The organism is Bacillus sp. CCB-MMP212, assembly GCF_022748145.1.
In the GTDB taxonomy this organism is placed as follows: domain Bacteria; phylum Bacillota; class Bacilli; order Bacillales; family Bacillaceae_G; genus Bacillus_A; species Bacillus_A cereus.
This window is the reverse complement of the sequence record NZ_JALDQE010000006.1, coordinates 216,837-237,975: the sequence shown is the minus strand read 5'-3', so window position 1 is coordinate 237,975 and position 21,139 is coordinate 216,837. Positions and strand designations below refer to the sequence as shown.

Below are 21,139 nucleotides of genomic sequence, written 5' to 3'. Positions count from 1 at the left end.
AATAAAAAAGGATCTCTCTTGATAAAGAGAGATCCTTTTTTTACTTCTTCTTCTTTTCTGTCGGTTGGCTTTGTTTAGCGAAATTAGATGAATCATCGAAATTTGGTTGCTTTTTACCTGCATTATTACTTCTACCTTTTCCCATATGTAATGCACCTCCCCTCATCCTTACTATTCCCAATAAAAAACTCCTCTTGCATTCAAGAGGAGTTTTTGTTGTGCTATTATTAATAATGCCTAACTGTTACCGCAGTACTTCACTTTTAACCATGGTGGTGATCATGCCCATCAAGCCTATGATTATCTATCCGTTTTGGCGTTTTCCTTTAAACGATACCCTAGTCTTCGATCGCTTGATAGGCCGTGGTCCAGAAGTCTTGGATAAGATGCGATGGGGCCGGAGTCGACATCCCAACCTGGGTGAACAGAATTCCAATAAACTGTTTATCTGGATCAGCGTAAGCTGAAGTACCGGTTCCACCATCCCAGCCGAATTGACCGATAGACGCGTAGTCTCCAAGATAGGTACGCACCGCCATCCCAAAGCCCCAGCCACCTTGGATCCCTTGTCCGAACGACAAATGGACGTTATTTTTGGCCAAATCGTCTCGGTATACTTGTTGTTCCGGAGTAAGACGGTTGGTGGTCATCAGCTGTACTGCGGGCCTAGACAGGATCCGTTTACTGCCGTGCATCCCTTTATTCAAAAGCATCTGCAAATACGCGTGATAATCGTCGACGGTTCCAAGCAGTCCACCACCGCCTGCTTGGAATGCTGGAGGTTTGCTGTAACGTCCACCCGCCCCCTCATCCCACACGATGAATTCACCTGTCTCCGGATTGGGGGTGAAGGCTGGTGGAAGCCGATCAATCTTGAGCTGAGGTACGTAGAATCCAGTGTTCTTCATTCCTAGCGGATCGAATATGCGTTCGTGCAAGAACGACTCGAACGTCTGACCCGTGACCCTGGCAACAAGAACGCCGATTACCTCTATACTGATATGATACTGCCACCGCTCTCCGGGCTGATAGCTTAGCGGAAGTGCACCTAGGCGACGCATAAACTCATCTGGATCGGGCATATCCTGCCCTGGCGTGTCGAATATCCCACTCTCGAAGAACGAGTTCATGATTGGAGAACCCATCAACGTGAGATCCACTCCGAGCCCGAATGTGGAGGTCAACAAGTCTCGTACAGTGATAGGACGCCGTGCTGGGACGGTCTCTTCTAGCGGGCCATCGGGTCGTTTCAACACTTGCCGGTCGGCGAGTTCCGGTAGCCATTTGTCTACTGGGTCGTCTAAATGCAGTTTGCACTCATCGAGCAAAACCATTACTGGTGAAACTGCGATTGGCTTGCTAGTGGACGCCAATCGAAAAATCGTGTCCCGACGCATTGGTGCACCACCATCATGCCTCATTGTTCCAAGTGCTTCAACGTGCGTCTCGCCTTTTCGGCTGACTAAGGCGACGAGCCCAGGAATCTTTCCAGAATCGACATGCCGCGCCAATATATTGCGCATTTTGCGCAATCCTGTTTCAGAAAAGCCCTTATTGTTTTGTCCCATTTTGTTCTCCTTTAGTTTAGATTGAGATTTCTAATACATATTGACAATCAATTATTAGTTCTTCAAATAGAAAGATTCCCCTTTTTAATAATTTCGACAAGATGCATTTACATACATGGAGGCACCATGCATCACTATCAACCTAAGATAGACTATATTTATGGGGATTTAATAATGGGAAATGCAATCATTAAAAACATTGATACAGCCATAAGAAATATGAATACTACAGCAGTAAAGGTACTTTCTTCAAAAATATCTTTATACTGTCCACTTGTTTCAACGCTGTTATCCTTAAGTAAGGATTTAAAAACAGCTTGTACATCTTTGCTCTTAGATGTTGTTTCTAATTTTACATAAATCGTTCTACCATAAGCTACATTTGAAACCATAACAGGTGGAGCTGAATGACTTACTCCTTTACGAGTTAACTCATCAAAAGTAAACACTATTATCAAACAAATTGGATGGATTGTTAGGTAGCTCAGCACTTACGGTATAGAATATTTGCTTATATGCCGCTACCATCATTTTTTTGTCAGGGTGATGATGGTACTACTCTTATTGAAAATATTTCAATCCCTTTTAAAATATCAGAATTTTCCGATTCTAAAAGGTTATGAACGAAACAACCTCGAATAATTGTAATACATATACATAAGGAGGTTGATCTATTTTGTTTCGTTCCTTTACAAATGGTTGCGTCGCCTTAGTGCAGCGCTTCTTGCCAGAACCGTTTATTTTATCATGTTTACTAACTGTTTTCGTTATCTTCTTTGGTATGTTTGCGACTCACCAAACACCTGTAGAAATGATTAATCACTGGGGTAATGGAATTTGGGGACTCCTCGCCTTTTCTATGCAAATGGCACTTGTACTCGTGACTGGATCTGCTTTAGCAAATGCTCCTCTTATTAAAAAAGGATTAACGAAAGCTGCCAGACTACCGAAAACGAATGGACAAGGTATTATTGCCATTTCCATTGTAAGTTTACTTGGTGCATACATAAACTGGGGCTTTGGAATTGTTGTATCTGTTTTATACGCAAAAGAAGTGGCAAGGCAACTGGACGGATTAGATTATAGACTAGCAATTGCCTCTTCTTACTCTGGATTTCTCATTTGGCATGCCGGTCTTTCTGCCTCTATCCCTCTTACGTTAGCAACAGGCGGTGAAACGTTAATTAAAACGACTGCTGGAAGTATTAAAGAGGCAATTCCGATAACAGAAACGTTATTCTCACCATACGCTCTCGTTCCAGTTATTATTTTTCTCGTTACGATGCCTCTCATTAATAAAGCGATGCATCCAGATGAAAAACATACGATAACTGTAGATCCTAGCGTGTTCCATGAAGAAGCTGCTGCTCAAGAAGTAGAAAAAAATACATTCGCTGAAAAAATGGAAAATAGCATCATTATTACACTTTGTGTTGGATTGTTAGGTCTCATTTATATTTTCAATTACTTTTATACGAAAGGATTTAATCTTACTCTCGATATCGTGATTTTTATGTTATTAATTGCTGGACTTATTTTCCACCGCACTCCGATTCAGTATATTCGCGCTTTTTCAGACTCTACGAAAAGTGCCTCTGGCATTTTACTTCAATTTCCGTTTTACGCAGGAATTATGGGCATGATGATTGGAGCAAATAGTGAAGGACTTTCACTTGGAGGAGCTATTTCTAATTTCTTTATTAGCATTTCAAACGAATCAACTTTCCCGCTCTTTACTTTTTTAAGTGCTGGTATCGTTAATATTTTCGTTCCATCTGGTGGCGGTCAATGGGCCGTGCAAGCACCAATTATGATTCCAGCTGGCGCTGAACTTGGTGTACCTGCTGCAAAAACTGCAATGGCCATTGCGTGGGGCGATGCTTGGACGAATTTAATTCAACCTTTCTGGGCATTACCAGCATTAGCGATAGCTGGTTTAGGTGCTCGTGACATTATGGGATTTTGCGTTATTAACTTACTATATGCAGGTTTCATCATTAGTCTATGCTTTTTATTTATTTAAACGAAAAGCTAGTTTTATACTAGCTTTTTTACATAATAAATCATTCATTTCCCATGAATTTTATAACTGTCTTCCACTCTATGTCCGTAAGATGTAATGACTCAAACGCAAAAAAATCTTCACACACTCTTTCAATTAAATGTGGATTTTCCCTCAAGAAATTCCACTGTAATACTTTAGGAAGAAAATGCATTTCATATTCTTTACTTCCCCGTACTACCTCATCAACTTCTCTTTCACAAATCCCTCTTATTAAATAATCATTTCTTAACTCTATTTGAATTTGTTGAAATGTATCGCTGCATTTTTTCAATTGAAGTAAACACGTAATATACTTTCGAAAAAGTTCGTTATCATACTGACAACAGTTTATAATACGATCGACTTCATTCATAATGTACGAGCCTTTTCTTCTATTTGTAATAACCATTTTTCACGCTTTGATACTTTACTCGTTTTCACAGATTGAAACACTGACCGTTTTATATCACGAATGCCACAAAAACGTAAAACACCTCTCTTCATCATAATCCAATCTGCTGATCGATATAACAATGCGACGTACCATAGAGGTGAGTCTAACGTATTAATAACCCACGCTTTTTTCCCTTGCAATAATCCTTTCGGCAGAGCCCCTTCATATTTATAAGCAAATCCAGCTACGAAAATACGGTCAATAAAACCTTTTAAAATAGCTGGCATCCCCCACCACCATATCGGATATATAAAGAGAAGTGTATCTGCTTCTTCCACTAATTTTCTATACCGCGCTGTCTCTTCTTCATTTATTAAATCACGTCTTTTCTTCTCTTCATTGAATACAAGTACCGGATCAAATTGTTCCTTGTATAAATCAAGCAACGTAACCGAATGATTTGTTTCCTGTAGCCCTTTTTGCACATGCTCTAAAATTGCCCCGTTAAAACTTGAAGGACTAGGATGAGCGTATATAATCAGTACGTTCACTACAAAACAACTCCCTCTATCGTTAAAATTACCCCTTCTTTAATAACTTCTCTACAATTTGTACGTTTTTCGAACTTTGCAACAGTCGATTTAATACAGTAAGTAACTCTTCTTTTTCTAAATCTTTCAGTTTCTCTTTAACTGCACTCTCACCAGCACCTTGAATATCATAAACAACTGCCGCCATATGTTTACAATAATTTTCATAAGGACATTCGCAACTACTTTTTGAAAAATCTTCGAGATCGATAACTACTTCATAATTCCCTGCATTTCCAGTAACGAAAGCAAACACTTTGTTATCTTGTATTTCAACATCTTCTACATGTCCATCTTCATAATATTCATATCCCTTATCTACAACGTACTTTGGGATCCATTTCGTTATATCTTTTAATAAGTAAGCGTACATAATTGTATCCCTTCCTTTAATTCCCTTTTGACTTCCAAAACCCTGCATGTTATTCTAAGAACTGTTAAATAGCAAGTCTATTTTGCAAAACGACTGACACCTATTCGGCGAAGGTGTCTCTTTTCATTTGCAGCCGATACGAATTGCCTCTTTCAGGCACATTCAATTTTTGACACTACACACTCAACACCATTCCCTGTATCAGGCTGCTTAAGCAGTCTTTTACTCTACATACTCCGTTATTTTAAAAAAAAAGAGAGCTTAGCTCCCTTTTCTCGCCTTATAAAATACCCCTTTTTCAGTATAGAGATATTCATCAGCTAATGTAATTTTCCCATCCAGTTTCAGTTCATCTAATAGTCTTGATAAATAAAATTGATGTAACATCTTTTTCGTGAATTTTCCTTCATGATGCGAAACGATATGTTCTTGAATATCTAACAATGATATTGGCTTATCTTGCTCTATCATATATTCATAAACTGTACTACGCAGTTTTACGTATTTTTCGAGTGTCACAGCAATGCGCAACCCCTTTCTTCTTAATATAAATTTTCGTAATCGGTTTTTTTGCAACAAAAAAACCTCTCCGATAAGAAGAAGTTACGTATATATCTTCGTCTTATCTCCCAGAACAAATATGTTCTGCTGGAATTAGCACCTGCATCGCGGTTGCTGGGTTTCATCGGGCCAGTCCCTCCACCTCTCTGGATAAGAAAATATTCACTTAATTCTTACTATACGTAATTTCATTTTAATTGTCAAACAAATATAACAAATAATATTTTCTTCTTTACTGTTCATACTATACATATATGAATATGCAAGGAGGATTATGAAATGCATCAAAATGCTCGCGGATATGTACAAGATTCTTTTCAATCATTACAAGAAGCAAAACATTGTTTAGAAGAAGCACTACAGACTGTTGAAAAAGATTTTAATCGCGCTCGTATTGAGCAATCCCTTTATGCGATCGAACAAGCTATTCAACGCTGCGATTACACCGTTCACATTTTAGAACAAGATTGAAAAAACTTCCCATCATAAGGTGGGAAGTTTTTTCAAATGGCATACTTCATAATTATTGCCGTTATGATTAAAAAATATACAGAATTCACAATTTCTAAAACCCCTACTTTTATAATAGAAATTTTTTTGCCATACAATATAATGGCTCGAATGACACTTGGTATAAAAATAAGGGAGCACCACGGATTAATTGCAAATACAATGATTGTTAATAGAATATGATAACCCCAAGATATAAAACGATACTTCGGATTATTTTTCTCACGTATCATCGTTTTCACATAAAACGTACTACCTAAAAAGTATAAGAATGAAATAAGTGCAATGAATAATGCTGTATGATCGATTTGTTTCATTGAAAAATAATAACTAATTAACCCACCAACACAAAACACAATGATCGCACAAATATCATTTAATAGTGCCCTTTCATTTTTTTGACGAGCATAATGCATATTTACTATAAATAGTGGAATCATGACTATTACGAATAAAAGAATGCGCCATTCATATAATAGAGAAATCATCCCAAATACGAACGCAATAATAAAATATACAATTGAAGCATGTAAATACTCTTTTTTTCGTTTTTGCTTTATGTACATAAGGAATGGATACGTAGCTAAATAGATAAAGAACCAAGCTATAAACAATGGAATGTGATATATAGTAGGTTTTCCAAGTATGACACTTAATAGAAATGGTATAGCAAGCATCGCCCATGCACCATGTTGCTTCGGAATAACTAACTTCATTAACTATACACCTCCCTTTTGAAAATAGTTCTCACCTATTATTATACGAATAATTTTATATAGTAACGGATATATATTGGACTATTTTTTGACAATAAAAAATGCTCCTTACAATATGTAAGAAGCATGAAAGAGGCAAACGAATATGTAAGTCGCGACCCTACCTTATATGAGTATGCTTTTCTATGCTATGTTATGCTTATCTAATATACCGTATTTCTTTTTAAATCTTGTGAGAATCGTAATCCAAGAAGTACTAAATAATAGTAAGAAGACAACATTCGAAATTGCATGGCTCAAATCGAAATAAAAACTTGCGATGTAATACGAAATGACTGTTTCCCACGTTGCCTCTCGTATAAAACCGAGAAGTCCCCAGAAATTCATAATCCAGCCAAATAAAAATCCAACAAACAATCCGTACAGGAGTCTTCCCCATAGCTTTTTCATTAAAAATGTATTGCGCAATAATCCAGCTATAAAACCAATCATACCCCATGAAAACATTTGCCACGGCGTCCACGGACCTTGCCCTAAAAAGATGTTAGACACAATCGCTGCTGTTGCACCGATCATAAAACCCGCTTCACTTCCAAACACAATTGCAGAAACGATAATAACAAAAGAAGTTGGTTGTACACTCGGTAAAATAGAAAATGGTACGCGGCTAACTGCTGCAATTGCCGCTAATACAGCAACGAGAACAATTTCACGTGAAACAAACGCCTTCCTTTCAAAACGGATATAGAAAGGTAACATAATAACAACTAATAAAAACAAACTACTTAACATGTAATAACCGTCCATAATAAATGTAGTAAAGAGTAATGTGCCTATTATTACTGCAAAAATACCTATTATGAATGCAACATATCGTTTGGACACGCTTCGTACACATCCTCCCACGTTAATGCATATGGCAATTCTTTTCGAATGAATCGATTAATAGATGTTGTATAAAAGAAGTTACCACTAAAAAATTCTTTCGGTGCATCATTCATAATAACTGCTCCATCAAATAACATCATACATTGATCCACGTATTTCGCTGCAAACTCAATATCATGCGTTGCCATTACAATTGTTGTACCTTCTTTTTGCAGCTCCCTAAATAGTTCTCCTACTCTTTCTTTCTTCCATGGATCTAACCCCTTTGTCGGTTCATCAAGTAATAATAGCGTTGGCTTTGATAATAACGTTGTACATAATGCAAGAAGTTGTTGCTCTCCTCCGCTACAATCATGCGGATGGCGTTCTTTAAGCGAATACAACCAAAACTGTTTTAGCGTATCTTCTGCTATTTCTTTTCCTTGTTCTCCATATAATTCACGTGCACGTTCATACACCTCATCCCACACTGTATCAAATGTAAAATGATAATATGGATGCTGCGATACATACCCAATACTTTTAAACCGTTCTTTCGAATCGATTTTATGTATCACTTTCCCGTTCCACTTTACTTTCCCTCTTCTCGCTTTTTGTAATCCTGCTAAAATTGTTAACAGTGTAGACTTACCTGTACCGTTCTTCCCAACGAGCGCTACCCATTTTCCTTTTTCAATCGAAACTGATAAATCACGTAAAATAAGCGGACTATTTTTTTCGTACTGGAATGAAATATGCTCTGCGCTTAAAATTACCTCTTGCTTTTCACTTTGTGCTATTGGCTCATTTACATATGATATCGCTGAAAAATTATTCATTTTCATTTGCGCCTCTCGCACCGTAAACGGAATATCTCTCACATTCCACTCTAAAAATAGCCTTGGAATTTGCGGAATAAATGGACGGAATGTTTCTACTCCCCACATATTCGTAATAACAGTTTTAGGACTACCATCATACATAATACAGCCGTTATCCATACAAACAACGCGTGTTGCAAGCGGGATAACTTCATCTAAACGATGTTCACTTAAAATAATCGTAATTCCAAGTTCTTCATTAATCCGTTTTAATAATCCTAAAAACTCTTTTGCAGCAATTGGATCTAATTGTGCTGTCGGTTCATCTAATAATAATAACTTTGGCTGCATAACTAATACCGCAGCTAAATTAACAAGTTGCTTTTGCCCACCAGATAACGTGTGAACAGATTGATGCAATAAATCTTGAAATCCTAAAAAGCTAATAAGCTCTGCTATTCGTTTTTGAATAATATGTGATGGTAACCCAATATTTTCTAAAGAAAATGCTAATTCTTGAATAACTGTATCCATTACGAGTTGATTTTCTGGATTTTGAAATACCATACCAATTTCTTGAGCAGATAACAAATCAGGTACATTTTCTAATAAAGTACCATCATAATATGTATCCCCAGTACGCTTACCAATTGGAAGTAATTCTTTTTTAAAATGTTTTAATAAAGTCGTCTTCCCGGATCCTGATCCGCCGGCAAGTGCAATAAACTCTCCTTTTTGAACAGAAAGAGAAATATGCTGTAACGCTTTTTCGTTTTCATCAGCATATACAAATGATAAATTGTTTATTTCTGCATGCGCCACCATAACCATTCCCTTCCTTCCATTATAATTGGTAAACTAATAAACATCGTAAATACGATAAACATCATCCCATCGTATTGCTGAAATAAAATAGATTCGACTTTCGGATAAATGATTAACTTTCCTCCGCCATACGTACTACATATGATAGCAATTATAAATAGAATACTTAAATAACTGAGCGTATACCAATCTCGTTTTTCCATTCTATAGCGAATATATGTCGTACGTTTCGTTACACCAAATCCACGAGCTTGCATAGAATCTGCCGTTTGCAGTGCATCTTCCAATGAACAAATTAATAATACTTGCAGCAATTGCATACCATTTTTGACGCGTTCAATTATCGAACCTGAATCTACCTGCACACCTTTCGTCTTTTGAACAAGTGTGATTTTCTTTAATCGCCTTATAAACAAAGGAACAAATCTCACTGTAATCATCGTTAACAATGCAACTTTCGGTGAAATTCTTGAAAACAAATATAAAAATTTATGACTGGAAATAATATCATTGTATGACGCAAACGTAAACATAACTGCAACTAGTAATAACCCCATTACTATTCCAAACATAATCGCCTCAAGCTTAATACGGCTATCACCTAACCAAAACAACGTAGTTCGACCTCTATGCGTTAATAACGAATTAAATAAAATTACCATAAAAAAGAAAACAATTGTGCTCGGTAACATCTTTCTTATCTTTTCGCTATTTCCTTGCATCACATTTAACATAATAATTAATACTATTGCTCCAATTAAAAAAAGAGGATGAAGACACATCATACATAGTATCATCACCCCGATATAATAGAAAAAATTCACAAAAGGATGTAAAGAAGAAAAACTTATTTTCATAGCCCTTTACCGAATGCCTTTCTTATTGTAATACGTATACCCACTCAATTGTATCTCCTGGTTTTACCGTAGCTACACCAGCACTATGGTTTGGAAAAGCACCGTTCACACGATATTTCCATCCACTAGTATCCGCAATATCTTTTTCATATAAATCATTAATACCTTTTACATAAATACTATCTCTAGATCCGCTTGCATCAACATCTAATCCTGTACGTTGTAATACTTTATACACAGTATCGCCATCTTGTACATCCATCTTTTTCGCACCCATTATATATCCGTTATTTCCTTTTACCGAGATTGTTACTTGTTTTGCTTTAGGTACTGGTGGTACTGGTGGTACTGGTGGTGGCACTGGATTTGGTGGTGGTACCGGTGTTGGTGGAGCTGGTACACTATTGTTCTCCTCTGACTTTTTCTTTTGCTCCTGCTTCGGTGTTTCTTTCGGCTGATTCACAACCTTTGCTTCTTCTTTTACTTCTGGTGCTTTCGGTTGTTGTTTCTCTTCTTGTGCTTGTTGCTGCTCTGGTTGCTTATTTACAGCCGGCTGTTCTTTCGGTTGTTCCTGTTGTTTCTCTTCTTTCTTTACCTCTGGTTGTGCCTGCGGCTTTTCCTCTTTCGGCTTCTCTTCTACTTTTTGTTCTTGTTTCTCTTTCTGCTCTTCTTGCTGCTTTTGCTCTGATTCAGCTTGCTTTTCTTCTGTTTTTTCTTCCGGCTTCGCTTCATCTTTTTGTTCTTCTTGTTTCGCTACCTCTTCTTGCTTCGGTTCTACCTTCTTCTCAGGCTTTACAGCTGCCTCTTCACATCCGGCAAGTAGCCCAAGCGAAAGCAGTAAAAAAATGAACCATTTCACCTTACTCATCCTATCTCTCACCTTTCATACGAAAATTAGGAGCAAATAATTGCTCCTAATTTTTTGTTAAGCTGCTTTACGTCTCCATAATACATATGCAGAAGCAATACATAATACACCCATACCTACTTCTGTTGCTGCACTATGAGAAGATGCTCCTGTTTTTGGTAGACTGTTACCGTTTCCGATTTTTTTATTCTTAACCGGTTCGTTATCTACAACTACTTTTAGATTTTCATCTTTTGTTTCTTGTTGTACTTGGTTTTGTTCTTTCGGTTCTTCAGTAACTTCTTTTTCTACTACATTATTTTCTGGTTCAACGACCTTTTCTGGCTCTTCAATCGGTTTTGGCTTAATTACATCACCAGCGTCTACATTAGACCAATCATAAATAGATTTTCCCATTTCCTTAAATTGAAGTAATGCTAAAAGAGCCTGTTCTGTAGCCATTCCGTTACCATTTTGATCACTTGGTAACCATTTAAATTCACCATTTGAAAGTTGATATGATAATAGGTTTTGCATTGCCTTATGAAGACGATCTTGATCTACATCTTTAACAAGCGATAATCCAATAATTGCTTGCGCAGTACTATTTGAATTTTCTTGTCCATCAGCTGAAAAACCGCCATTTTGCAGCTGTTCGTTATATAAATACGCAACAGCTTTTTGTATAGCTGGTTTCACATCTGATCGCTCTTGATAAGGAGCTAATGCTGATAAAACCATACCTGTTACATCAACGCTACTAGCACTATCTTTACTACCTGAACTATTATAAGTCCATCCACCGTCTGTATGCTGATTATTTAACAGTGCTTCCACTAGAGCAACTCTGTTCCATTTTGATTCAACTGGAATCTCATACTTCTTCGTATCAAATGCAAGTAAAGCAAATGCATAACCTGTAACAGAATTCACTTTATCTGACTCATACAATTTTTGAACTAAATTATGTCCACCTACATTTTTAGGGTCTGCATTCATTGCATTCATCATAATAATTGTTCTAGCTAAATCTGTCGCTGAAAAACGATTAATGCGCTTTTCTACTTTTTCAGTTACTGACTTAACATAATTTAATTTTGCCTCAATTGGCACATTCTTTCCAGAACGAGAAAGCGCTACAGCTACCCAATCACTTTCAATTCCATCTTGTAACATCTTGTCTGATGTTTTAGAAATGGCTTCGTTTAATTGTGCACTTGGATCTTGAATGTTCTCTTGCTTTGGTTGTTCTGGTTTTTCATCATTTGTTTTTGTACCATCTGGTTTTTCTTGTTTTGAACCATCCGTCTTTGGTTCTTCTGGTTTTTCTTGTTTTGGATCATTCGTCTTTGGTTCTTCTGGTTTTTCTTGTTTTGGATCATCCGTCTTCGGTTCTTCTGGTTTTTCTTGTTTTGGATCATCCGTCTTTGGTTCTTCTGGTTTGCCACCGTTAGGTTCTTCTGTTTTACACGTTCCGAACTTATCTAACGTTTCTTTCAATGTTTCCTGGCTCATATTGCTCCAGTCTGAAACAAAACGGAATACAACCACATCACCAGACTCTAATTTATAACTATCTGCCCCAACTTGTGCAGATGTATCATTTACATCGTATGTCCAACCACTTGTAGCTCCGGCCATTAAACCATCGATGCCTTTTACATATGTTCCAAACGACATCGTTTCAGATTCTACTTTGTCCCCCATGACCTTTTGCAGCAAACTTAAAGCTGTTTCCCCATCTTTAATTTGCTCTTCTTTCGGACATAACATAATGCCTTTTTGTGATTCCCCAATAATTGCAAGTTTTGCTGTATTTCCTTCAGCAAACGTAATATGTACTGTATTCGCAAAAGAAACAAATACAAGTGTCACTGCCATTAAAGACGTAAGCAGCCATTTTTTCAACATTGCCATCCCAAAATTTCCTCCCTTACTACCATTTACACAAAAAAAGGCCCTTCAAAGGCGTGCGATTGACACTCTCTTTTTGTAAGTGTCGAACAAAAATGTACAACACCTCCTACCCGCATTATTCGCGGCTATATTTGTATAGGAAAAATAATTTTGTTTATGAACGTATCATTGTGATAACATTCACTTTTCTTGGCACAACTTACTTCCATTTAAGTTATCGTAAAACGATAAACCTATACATTCTGTAAATTTTAAATTTCTGTATTATTTTACTATTGACAAAGAATTTTGTCCATGCTTTATCGGATTTATTTTCTAAGAATAATAACTTATTAACTCTTAACTATGTAAACTCTTTTCACTAATAATGACGCCATCTTCATCCGCATAGACATATTCATTTGGATTCCATTCTACTTGTCCAAAGTGCAATGAAATATTTCGTTCTCCTTTTCCTTCTTTCACACTTCTATTTGGCATCGTTCCTAATGCTAAAATACCAATATTAATATTCTTTAGTTCACTAGAATCACGAACATACCCATTCACAATAATTCCTGCTAGCTTTCTTTCTTCCGCAATAGCTGCCAAATTATCACCGAGTAACGCACAATTCGTAGACGCTCCGCCATCAACAACTAATACTGTTCCTTCTGGTAATGTCTGCAATCCTTCCTTCACTAGTACATTATCATCTTTCACTTTTACAGTTGCAATTTTTCCGTAGAATTGTTCTTTCTTCCCAAAAGACCGAAAAGACTGTCGACATATTTGTAATTCCTTTTCAAATTCATCACATAAATCAGTAGTTTTCCACATCTTGTTCCCTCTTTTCCTTTTTCTTTCTACATAACATATTCTTGGCTTATTATCGTTTCCCTGTCTAATATTGCAATAATTTGTATGTGCGGGAAAAGGATACAAAAACTATTGCCTTAAGAAGCTACCTTTATTATAATCTATTTCACAGATTAAATTCAGAATATTAAAAATTAATCAAGTGAAGAAGGAGGGATTTTATGCAAATACAAACTGAGGCAAAAAAACAACCTAGTAAACAAAAGTTTAAAATGCCTGATGCGTACGTACTACTATTTTTTATTGCCTTACTTTGCGCCATTGCTACGTACTTCGTTCCTGCTGGAGAATTTAAAAGGGTTACAAACGGGACCGTTACAACGACAATACCAGGTAGCTACCATTCTGTTCCGCAATCACCCGTAGGATTTGTTTCTTTTTTTACCGCTATTGAAAAAGGAATGACACTTGCTGCTCCTATTATCTTTCTAATTTTATTTACAGGTGGAGCTATTGCAATTCTTGAAAAAACAGGTGCTCTTGACGGTTTAATCTATCATGTTATTAACAAATTTCGGAATCAGCAATTACTTTTCATTTGTATAGTTGCTGCGCTCTTTTCTATTCTTGGAACGACTGGTATTATCGTTAACTCAGTTATCGGTTTTATCCCCATCGGTATCATCGTTGCACGCACGTTAAAATGGGACGCTATCGTCGGTGTAGCAATTATTTATTTAGGCACTTATGCTGGTTTTAATGCTACTATTTTATCTCCCTCACCTTTAGGCATTTCACAAAAGATCGCAGAACTTCCGATGTTTTCCGGGATTGGTTTACGCACCGCAATCTATATATCTTTTTTACTTGCCACTATCCTTTATATTAATTGGTATGTAAAGCGCTTGAAAAAATCGAATAAAGGAAGCATTCTTGGCGACAACTGGTTTCCAAGTAACGCTCTTTCAAGCGAAAAAGAAACAGAGAAAAAAGAAGTTCCTTGGACGATACGTCATAAATTAATTTTACTCGTTTCAGCTTTATCGTTAATTGTATTTTTAATAGGCGCTTTTCGTCTACATTGGACGGACGCAGAAATGACCGCTACTTTTATTTTCATAGCAATTACAGCCGGAATAATAGGTGGTATGAAAGCAAACGATATCGCTTCTACTTTTCTAGCAGGTTGCCAAAATCTCATATACGGTGCTTTAATCGTCGGAATGGCTCGTTGTATTTCAGTCATTTTAGAACAAGGCAAATTACTTGATACAATCGTTAACCAACTCGCACAAGCTCTTGAAGGACAAAGCCCTGTATTTGGCGTTATCGGTATGTACGTAAGTAGTGCCGCATTACATTTCCTTATTTCATCCGGGACAGGAGAATCGGTTATTTTTATTCCGATATTAGCTCCATTAGCTGATTTCATGCACATTACACGCCAAGTTACAGTACAGGCTGTTATGCTTGGGGAAGGTGTAGTAAACTGCTTAAATCCAACTTCTGGTGTTTTAATGGGCGTTCTCGCAGCGAGCGGGATTTCTTATGGAAAATGGATTCGTTTCATGGCTCCACTTGCACTCATTTGGTTTATCATTGGACTTGTTTTTCTTATTGTTGGGGTGAATATTGAGTGGGGACCGTACTAAAATACCCATATATAATTAACTTGTTAAAATATCTATCCTATTCTCCTCTTCAATCCTATAAAAATCATTTATTCTAGTAAAAATATAAGAAGGGATTGATCATAATGATCAATCCCTTCTATCAAAATATAATACCTTTAAAAATCTTAGTTCCAAATTTTATTTACCCATTCAGGATGATCAATAAAAGGATTGCGGTTATGTTGATATTTTGTAAAAATCACTTCATTACGCTTTCGCTCTAAATCATCGACCGGGTCTTGTTCATTCCATTTTAATAAAACCGATTGTTTCCCCATGTATGGATCTTTATTGTTATTCACTTTTTCATTTAGTTCTAAATCTATTTCGCCGTTGTCCCCCTCGTAACGAACAGCCATATAAAACAGCATTCTAGCAATATCTCCTTTTACACTATCACGAGGTTCCCAAGAATCACTATCATATTTACATTCTGTCGCTTCAGAATGATTCACACCACCATTATCAAAATCTAAATTCCCTCGTGAACTATTTACAGATACATCCGTCGCTCTTAAATGATGTAGATCTGTTCCAGGTCCTGCAGTCGTTCCAAAGTCACCGTGAGATTTTGCCCAAACATGCTCACGGTTCCAGTTATTTACTCCTGATCCATTCGTAAGCTTCCCTTGCGAACGACCAGTATATAAGAGTATCACATTATTTTTATTATTTGGATCTTCATCAGTATCTCTTAGTGCTTCCCAAACCGCACTGTATGATAACTTTGTATGATTATCAATAATATTATGCAGTTCCTTCTTTAATTCTAAGCCCGTTTTTCCTATTGCGTTATTATAATATGTATCGTCATAACTTTTTACAATAATCTCTTGTGCTGATGCAGAAGCTACTTCACCGTGTATAGTATCTGTGAATGATAGAGATGCAGAACCTAAAATAAAAAATGAAGATAGCGTAATCATAGCAATCTTTGTATTTCGAAACTTCATATACCCATTCCCCTTTAAAATATAATTTGAAGCTACTAACTAAAAAATGCTTTCTCCCCCCAAAACTTTTAGAAACCCATACCCACCCTTTTCTTTTTATTTAATACAAAACTCTATTGAGTTTATATCATTTCCAAACTTTTTGTTTATCTACTTTCCAAACAATTTTACTTTTAACAAGAAATATCCTTCTCCCGTAAAGATTATTAAAATATTCTTTACAATTAAAAAGTAGTTTAATATTAACTTATAAATTTAAATTTATTTATGCAATAATGCATATTTGATAAATACTTAAAAAAACAGTTTGAATAAAAAGCATTCAAAGAAAACCGTGCCACAAAACAGATAAAGTGAAACTTTAATCAGTGGGATTTCGTTCCTCCCTCACCTAACTTCTTTGCTTCCGCTGAATTTTGAGGTGGTGGTCTTACTGCCCGGCAAATAGCGGGATAAAAATCAAGATGATAGCTCGACTTTTCCTTTTTCCATAACTGTCTTTATTTTTGTGTAAAACCTTTCTTTCTCTGAATAATACGTACAAAAATAGATTGGATACCATGTAGGCACCAATCTATTTTAATTAAAGAAACTGTGTCAATTCTGAGTTCACAATACGTTGTGCAGTAATGATAACACTGTCAGCTGTTAGTCCATAAACACTATATAGTCCACCAGGTTGATTAGGAACAATTTGAACTTCATATTCAAATGCTTGTCCAAGAGCAGGATGAACTAAACTTAGAGTTGCAAAAGTAGAAGCATTAGAATTTACATTGAAGTTTACCTGTTCAATTAATACTAATGAACCGTCAAGTCTAAAAACTCTAGCTACTCCAGTAAGTGGGCCCGCAGTACGGTTAAGGATTTTTACCCTAACTCTATTTGCATTAGCAGGTTGATTTCCTACGTTTTCAATTGGTCCTGTAGTAAGAGCCATATAACATCACCTCCATTATATTATTATGATATTCAACGGTATATATTGATGTTATAGTTTAATTACCCAATTTATTTTAAATAAAAAAGCTTGTTTCTTATATTTTCTATAAGAAACAAGCTTTTCTTTTTCAACTACCATTCCTAAGACAAGTTTATCCGTCTCGAAAACATTTACAGTTACTTGACGTTTATGCTGGAACAGAACTACTACTATTTACTTTGCATTGAACCTATATATTTTTTAACTACTTCATATACATATTCTTGATTTGCCGCTGCTGTATTTGGGTTGTATTTCCCACCGTTTGTTTTATTATTAGATAATACTCGAATCCCTAAAAACGGGACGTCATAAGCTTTTGCGATTTGAGCTGCAGCAGCTCCTTCCATTTCTTCTACAGATGTACCGTATTTTGTATGGAACCACTTAATTCTATCAACTTCGTTATTCCAAACGTCTGCTGAACCAATCGTACCTTCAACTACTTTACCTTTTGTATATTTATCTTTCACTGCATGAGCCGCTGCAAGTAATTCCTTATCTCCTTCGTAGTATCGGATTTTCTCAGCATTTGGATCTTCTCCTGCACTTCCTTCAGAAGCCATTAAGTCCATAGATATCCATTTTGTCGGCTCAATTCCTTTGTTCTCATCCATATTGGTCGTTTTTAATGAACCTATATTTGCAACTTGTTTTCCTAACACAATATCAAATACATTTAAATTTGGATCATGTCCACCTGATGTTCCTTGGTTAATAATTGCTGTAGGTTTATATTTTTCAATAGCCACCGCTGTAGCAGCTGCTGTATTCTCCATTCCTTTACCTGTTTTCGCAACGATTACAGGATAATTGTCGACAGTTCCTTTATAAAATACAAAAGTTCCAGACTTTTCTTCTTTCACATTTTTTAGCCTTTTCGCAAACTTTTCTGCTTCTATCGGCATTGGCCCTTGAATTAAGATTGGTTTTTGATTGCTTTTTGCCTCAACTTGTTTCGGACTCGCATCACATCCCGCAAGTATCGAGAATGACAATGCAACAGTAGTTACTAGGGCAGCACATTTTTTCAACATATTCTTCTTCATAAATAATCTCCTCTTTCTCTTGTTGTTTTCTATACTCGATGCATTTGGTCCAAACAAAAAAAGTTCTAGAAATTGTAGAAGAATCTCTACTTTCTAGAACTACGGTAGTCAAAGTTAATTAAGCACATGCAAAATTATAAATCGGTAGCGCACATTACATAGAGCGCCCGAATACTTTAACCCGTAGTCCAGTTCTTTCATTGGGAACTAGGTAGAAACGCTCGGACCATATTACCGAGTATATACGAGTGATGTTATTCAAAATTATTATATGGATAATATAACAAACTACTAGTATATGCGTAAGAAAAAAGTGAACATTTTCGATTAAATAACTCAAAATGTTCGTTTTTAAATGAAAATAGGATAAAAAACCTATCTCTTAACAGATTTTTTTCATTTAAAAATTTTATATACTAAACTAGATTCCCACTCAACAACCAATCTTTTACAAGCAGTTTCTTTCTTTCCCAACTTCCTCACCTAATTTTGATGTAAAAGCCTTACTGCCCTGGATAAAATGTGCTTCCATCCAATTCACAATTATTTCTTCCAACTCTGGATGAAGTGGCTTTCCTGCCCCTTCTTCATAATTCTTTTTAAACTCTAATGCTTTAAATTCACCTTCAAAACTTTTTAAACTATGATCCATATTTTTTACTACACGTACTTCAGAATCACCCTTCACATACTCACCGATCCGCTTCGCTCTTTCAGGGTCAGCCTGAATATCTTTATCACCAGCAATAGCTAGTACTGGACATGTTACTTGTTGTAAGTCTTTATAGATGTCATGCTGAAAATGCTCTCTAAACCACTTTGCATTCATCGGTTTAAAACCAACTTTAATCGTATCTTTTTCTGTGTTCATCATTTTCTCTTTTATTTTTTCCATCTGTTTTTCTCCGCGTTTCTCTACATTAAGAAGACGCATTAGTTTTCCTTTTATTCCTTTCTGCTCTTTTAGTTCTTTATAAGCAATTTCTCTTTGTCTTTTTGTAGCTTCTTCTAATGATTCTGCAGCTCCTGTAATAAGTATGAGTCCATTAACTGGTGTTCTTGCGTTTACTACAGTGGCTAACATACACCCTTCACTATGACCAGCTAAAATGATATTTTCTGGATCAACAAATGGTTGTTCTTTTAAATACGTTATCATGGCCTCTATATCACTAACTAAATCCCACATTCCAGTCTTCAGAATTTCTCCGTTACTCTTTCCTACTCCGCGCTTATCGAAACGGAGCGTCACTACTCCAAGTTGCGCCATTACATGTGCTAAATCTTTATATATGTTCGACTCAAGCTTTAGCGGTACTATCGTTCCATCACGATCAACTTCTCCAGATCCAGCGATAATTACAACAGCAGCATGCTTCCCACCAGCTTTTGGCTTTGTAATCGTACCTTGCAAAGTTAATTCACTTTTTACCGCTACTTCATATTCATCAAAGATCATTATATTAATCCTCCTTCTATTCCGTTATATCTAATTTGAATTTCAAACTCGCTATTATATTTTTGTACTCTCTTACATCTTTCATCGGAACGAAAGCCGGGTTCTCTGCAATGCTTTGTAGCATGCTTCGCTTTATAATCTCTTCATTTCTAACTGTTTTAGCACCAAGTGGAAATTCTGCAAACCATCCATCAATCGCATCAAAATAGGAATCGCCGTGTAAATGCAGGCTATTTACTGTGAAGCTATTCGTACAAACCGCTGCATATTTCCGTAGCATTTCTAATGAACCTTCAAAATTCCCTTGCATGCAATATACTTGTGCAGCAGCATAGTATACTTTTAAAGTCATATTGGGATGTAACGTTTCTAATTCATATATATCTATTAACATAAAAGCTCTATTCAAAATTACCTCTACTTTTTCAGCGCTTGAAGCATTTACTACTACATAATTCGGTATTGTCCCAACGAGTTGTATTAAATGTTGATACATACTAATTTGCATCACTTCATTTGCCTTCTCAGTATTTCCAAGCATTTGATACGCCTGTGCGATTAGATCTTCCTCTGGAAAGTTAGGACGTATCGTTTCGCCAAGTAATTGAAGCACCTCATTTGGTCTATTGAGTATAAGATAGCAAGTTGCTTGAAACGATGCCGCCTCTTTCACAAGAGAAACATCGTCACTTTCTTCCTGCACTCTGCTAAAGAGATTCATTGCCTCTTCTAAAATTTCAATTCCTCTATCCGTGTCCTCTGTTAACATGTGATGATTAATAAAAAGTATTCCTATTTGAATTAATAATGGAAAACAAGAATAATATTTTTTGATTATTCCCCTGCACTCCATCATTACTTCATCAAACGGTTCTTCACTAAAAGCTTCGGCTAGTCGATGATATAAATTTTTAATATCTTCCTGCTCCATTTGTGGTGTATAACTAATTAGTTCATCTATACTAATGTTAAAGTATGATGCTAATAGTGGTAAAAATGTAATATCCGGATAACTCTGCCCCGTCTCCCATTTGGAAACAGATGCCTTCGTAATACCGATATACGCCGCTAACTCTTCCTGCGTAATTCCCTTTTCTTTTCTCTTATTCGCAATGATTTTATGAATATGAATCTCTCTCACTGTATCACCTCATACTTTTATTATATGTTTTATATTTCACACAAAATATGGATTTAAATTCGACTTTCATTTACAAAATCAACTGTTAGGAAACATCTGTCTAAAATCAAAGGCAGGAACATATTTGATATGTTCCTGCCTTTTTAATGTCGGTACCGATACATAGCCATCTAGCTAAGATTTTGAAGTGCTTC

At 36.2% G+C, this 21,139-nt stretch carries 20 protein-coding genes, 1 pseudogene and 2 riboswitches; of the genes and pseudogenes, 3 read left to right on the top strand and 18 right to left on the bottom strand.

Annotated features, from left to right (window positions below; genetic code table 11):
* Positions 1–338: 338 nt before the first annotated feature.
* Both MRP26_RS18685 and MRP26_RS18680 read right to left on the bottom strand, forming a co-directional pair.
* Entirely contained in the window at positions 339–1,568 is a 1,230-nt protein-coding gene (locus MRP26_RS18685) for a serine hydrolase domain-containing protein (protein WP_242806552.1), read from the bottom strand.
* A 224-nt stretch (positions 1,569–1,792) separates the two neighbouring features.
* Positions 1,793–2,108: pseudogene (locus tag MRP26_RS18680) on the bottom strand (thiol-activated cytolysin family protein); the annotation flags it as partial.
* A gap of 136 nt (positions 2,109–2,244) precedes the next feature.
* On the opposite strand from MRP26_RS18680, the gene MRP26_RS18675 reads away from it, so the two are divergent.
* Positions 2,245–3,591 carry a short-chain fatty acid transporter gene (locus tag MRP26_RS18675; protein WP_053563982.1) on the top strand — a complete coding sequence of 449 codons (1,347 nt, stop codon included), beginning with the start codon at positions 2,245–2,247 and terminating at the stop codon, positions 3,589–3,591.
* 40 nt (positions 3,592–3,631) lie between these two features.
* Here MRP26_RS18675 and MRP26_RS18670 read toward each other — a convergent pair whose 3' ends face one another.
* The 4 genes from MRP26_RS18670 to MRP26_RS18655 form a co-directional block, all read right to left on the bottom strand.
* Positions 3,632–3,985: a hypothetical protein gene (locus MRP26_RS18670; protein ID WP_001006468.1), complete on the bottom strand. Its 354-nt coding sequence runs from the start codon at positions 3,983–3,985 to the stop codon at positions 3,632–3,634.
* Positions 3,982–4,557, bottom strand: a complete 576-nt coding sequence (locus MRP26_RS18665) for an NAD(P)H-dependent oxidoreductase (RefSeq protein WP_001101585.1) — start codon at positions 4,555–4,557, stop codon at positions 3,982–3,984. Before MRP26_RS18665 ends, MRP26_RS18670 begins: the two co-directional genes overlap by 4 nt.
* A gap of 28 nt (positions 4,558–4,585) precedes the next feature.
* Complete coding sequence (locus MRP26_RS18660) at positions 4,586–4,969, bottom strand: SWIM zinc finger family protein (protein ID WP_000271534.1); 384 nt, start codon at positions 4,967–4,969, stop codon at positions 4,586–4,588.
* Positions 4,970–5,230: 261 nt separating this feature from the next.
* A complete protein-coding gene (locus MRP26_RS18655) occupies positions 5,231–5,548 on the bottom strand; it encodes a hypothetical protein (RefSeq protein ID WP_002094089.1) in 318 nt (105 codons plus the stop codon).
* Between the two features lie 40 nt (positions 5,549–5,588).
* Positions 5,589–5,687, bottom strand: a riboswitch (SAM riboswitch).
* 122 nt (positions 5,688–5,809) lie between these two features.
* On the opposite strand from MRP26_RS18655, the gene MRP26_RS18650 reads away from it, so the two are divergent.
* Positions 5,810–6,001, top strand: a complete 192-nt coding sequence (locus MRP26_RS18650) for a hypothetical protein (protein ID WP_000554029.1) — start codon at positions 5,810–5,812, stop codon at positions 5,999–6,001.
* A 32-nt stretch (positions 6,002–6,033) separates the two neighbouring features.
* On the opposite strand, the gene MRP26_RS18645 is transcribed toward MRP26_RS18650, so the two are convergent.
* From MRP26_RS18645 to rraA, 7 genes are all read right to left on the bottom strand, one after another.
* The gene (locus tag MRP26_RS18645; protein ID WP_000779946.1) at positions 6,034–6,756 is read right to left on the bottom strand and encodes a YwiC-like family protein; all 723 of its coding nucleotides are present in this window, start codon (positions 6,754–6,756) and stop codon (positions 6,034–6,036) included.
* Between the two features lie 183 nt (positions 6,757–6,939).
* Positions 6,940–7,641, bottom strand: a complete 702-nt coding sequence (locus tag MRP26_RS18640) for an ECF transporter S component (RefSeq protein WP_242806550.1) — start codon at positions 7,639–7,641, stop codon at positions 6,940–6,942.
* Complete coding sequence (locus MRP26_RS18635) at positions 7,614–9,275, bottom strand: ABC transporter ATP-binding protein (protein ID WP_015055160.1); 1,662 nt, start codon at positions 9,273–9,275, stop codon at positions 7,614–7,616. The genes MRP26_RS18640 and MRP26_RS18635 overlap by 28 nt, the downstream gene beginning before the upstream one ends.
* The gene (locus MRP26_RS18630; RefSeq protein WP_015055161.1) at positions 9,248–10,126 is read right to left on the bottom strand and encodes an energy-coupling factor transporter transmembrane component T; all 879 of its coding nucleotides are present in this window, start codon (positions 10,124–10,126) and stop codon (positions 9,248–9,250) included. Before MRP26_RS18630 ends, MRP26_RS18635 begins: the two co-directional genes overlap by 28 nt.
* A gap of 22 nt (positions 10,127–10,148) precedes the next feature.
* Complete coding sequence (locus MRP26_RS18625; RefSeq protein ID WP_000048876.1) at positions 10,149–10,994, bottom strand: DUF4430 domain-containing protein; 846 nt, start codon at positions 10,992–10,994, stop codon at positions 10,149–10,151.
* Between the two features lie 57 nt (positions 10,995–11,051).
* Complete coding sequence (locus MRP26_RS18620) at positions 11,052–12,890, bottom strand: DUF4430 domain-containing protein (protein WP_001241095.1); 1,839 nt, start codon at positions 12,888–12,890, stop codon at positions 11,052–11,054.
* Between the two features lie 339 nt (positions 12,891–13,229).
* Entirely contained in the window at positions 13,230–13,709 is a 480-nt protein-coding gene (rraA, locus tag MRP26_RS18615; protein ID WP_000266049.1) for a ribonuclease E activity regulator RraA, read from the bottom strand.
* A gap of 200 nt (positions 13,710–13,909) precedes the next feature.
* Between rraA and MRP26_RS18610 the strand changes: the two genes are divergently transcribed.
* Entirely contained in the window at positions 13,910–15,340 is a 1,431-nt protein-coding gene (locus MRP26_RS18610; RefSeq protein WP_001166978.1) for a YfcC family protein, read from the top strand.
* A gap of 146 nt (positions 15,341–15,486) precedes the next feature.
* Here MRP26_RS18610 and MRP26_RS18605 read toward each other — a convergent pair whose 3' ends face one another.
* From MRP26_RS18605 to MRP26_RS18585, 5 genes are all read right to left on the bottom strand, one after another.
* Positions 15,487–16,314 (bottom strand): endonuclease I family protein, encoded by an 828-nt coding sequence (locus tag MRP26_RS18605; protein WP_000672184.1) that lies wholly within the window; start codon positions 16,312–16,314, stop codon positions 15,487–15,489.
* A 583-nt stretch (positions 16,315–16,897) separates the two neighbouring features.
* Positions 16,898–17,254 (bottom strand): hypothetical protein, encoded by a 357-nt coding sequence (locus MRP26_RS18600; protein ID WP_001229424.1) that lies wholly within the window; start codon positions 17,252–17,254, stop codon positions 16,898–16,900.
* Between the two features lie 212 nt (positions 17,255–17,466).
* Entirely contained in the window at positions 17,467–18,345 is an 879-nt protein-coding gene (locus MRP26_RS18595) for a 5'-methylthioadenosine/S-adenosylhomocysteine nucleosidase (protein WP_000739930.1), read from the bottom strand.
* 164 nt (positions 18,346–18,509) lie between these two features.
* A riboswitch (purine riboswitch) is annotated at positions 18,510–18,613 on the bottom strand.
* A 180-nt stretch (positions 18,614–18,793) separates the two neighbouring features.
* Positions 18,794–19,804 (bottom strand): alpha/beta hydrolase, encoded by a 1,011-nt coding sequence (locus MRP26_RS18590; protein WP_000575473.1) that lies wholly within the window; start codon positions 19,802–19,804, stop codon positions 18,794–18,796.
* 16 nt (positions 19,805–19,820) lie between these two features.
* Entirely contained in the window at positions 19,821–20,945 is a 1,125-nt protein-coding gene (locus MRP26_RS18585) for a helix-turn-helix domain-containing protein (RefSeq protein ID WP_001206782.1), read from the bottom strand.
* Between the last annotated feature and the right edge of the window lie 194 nt (positions 20,946–21,139).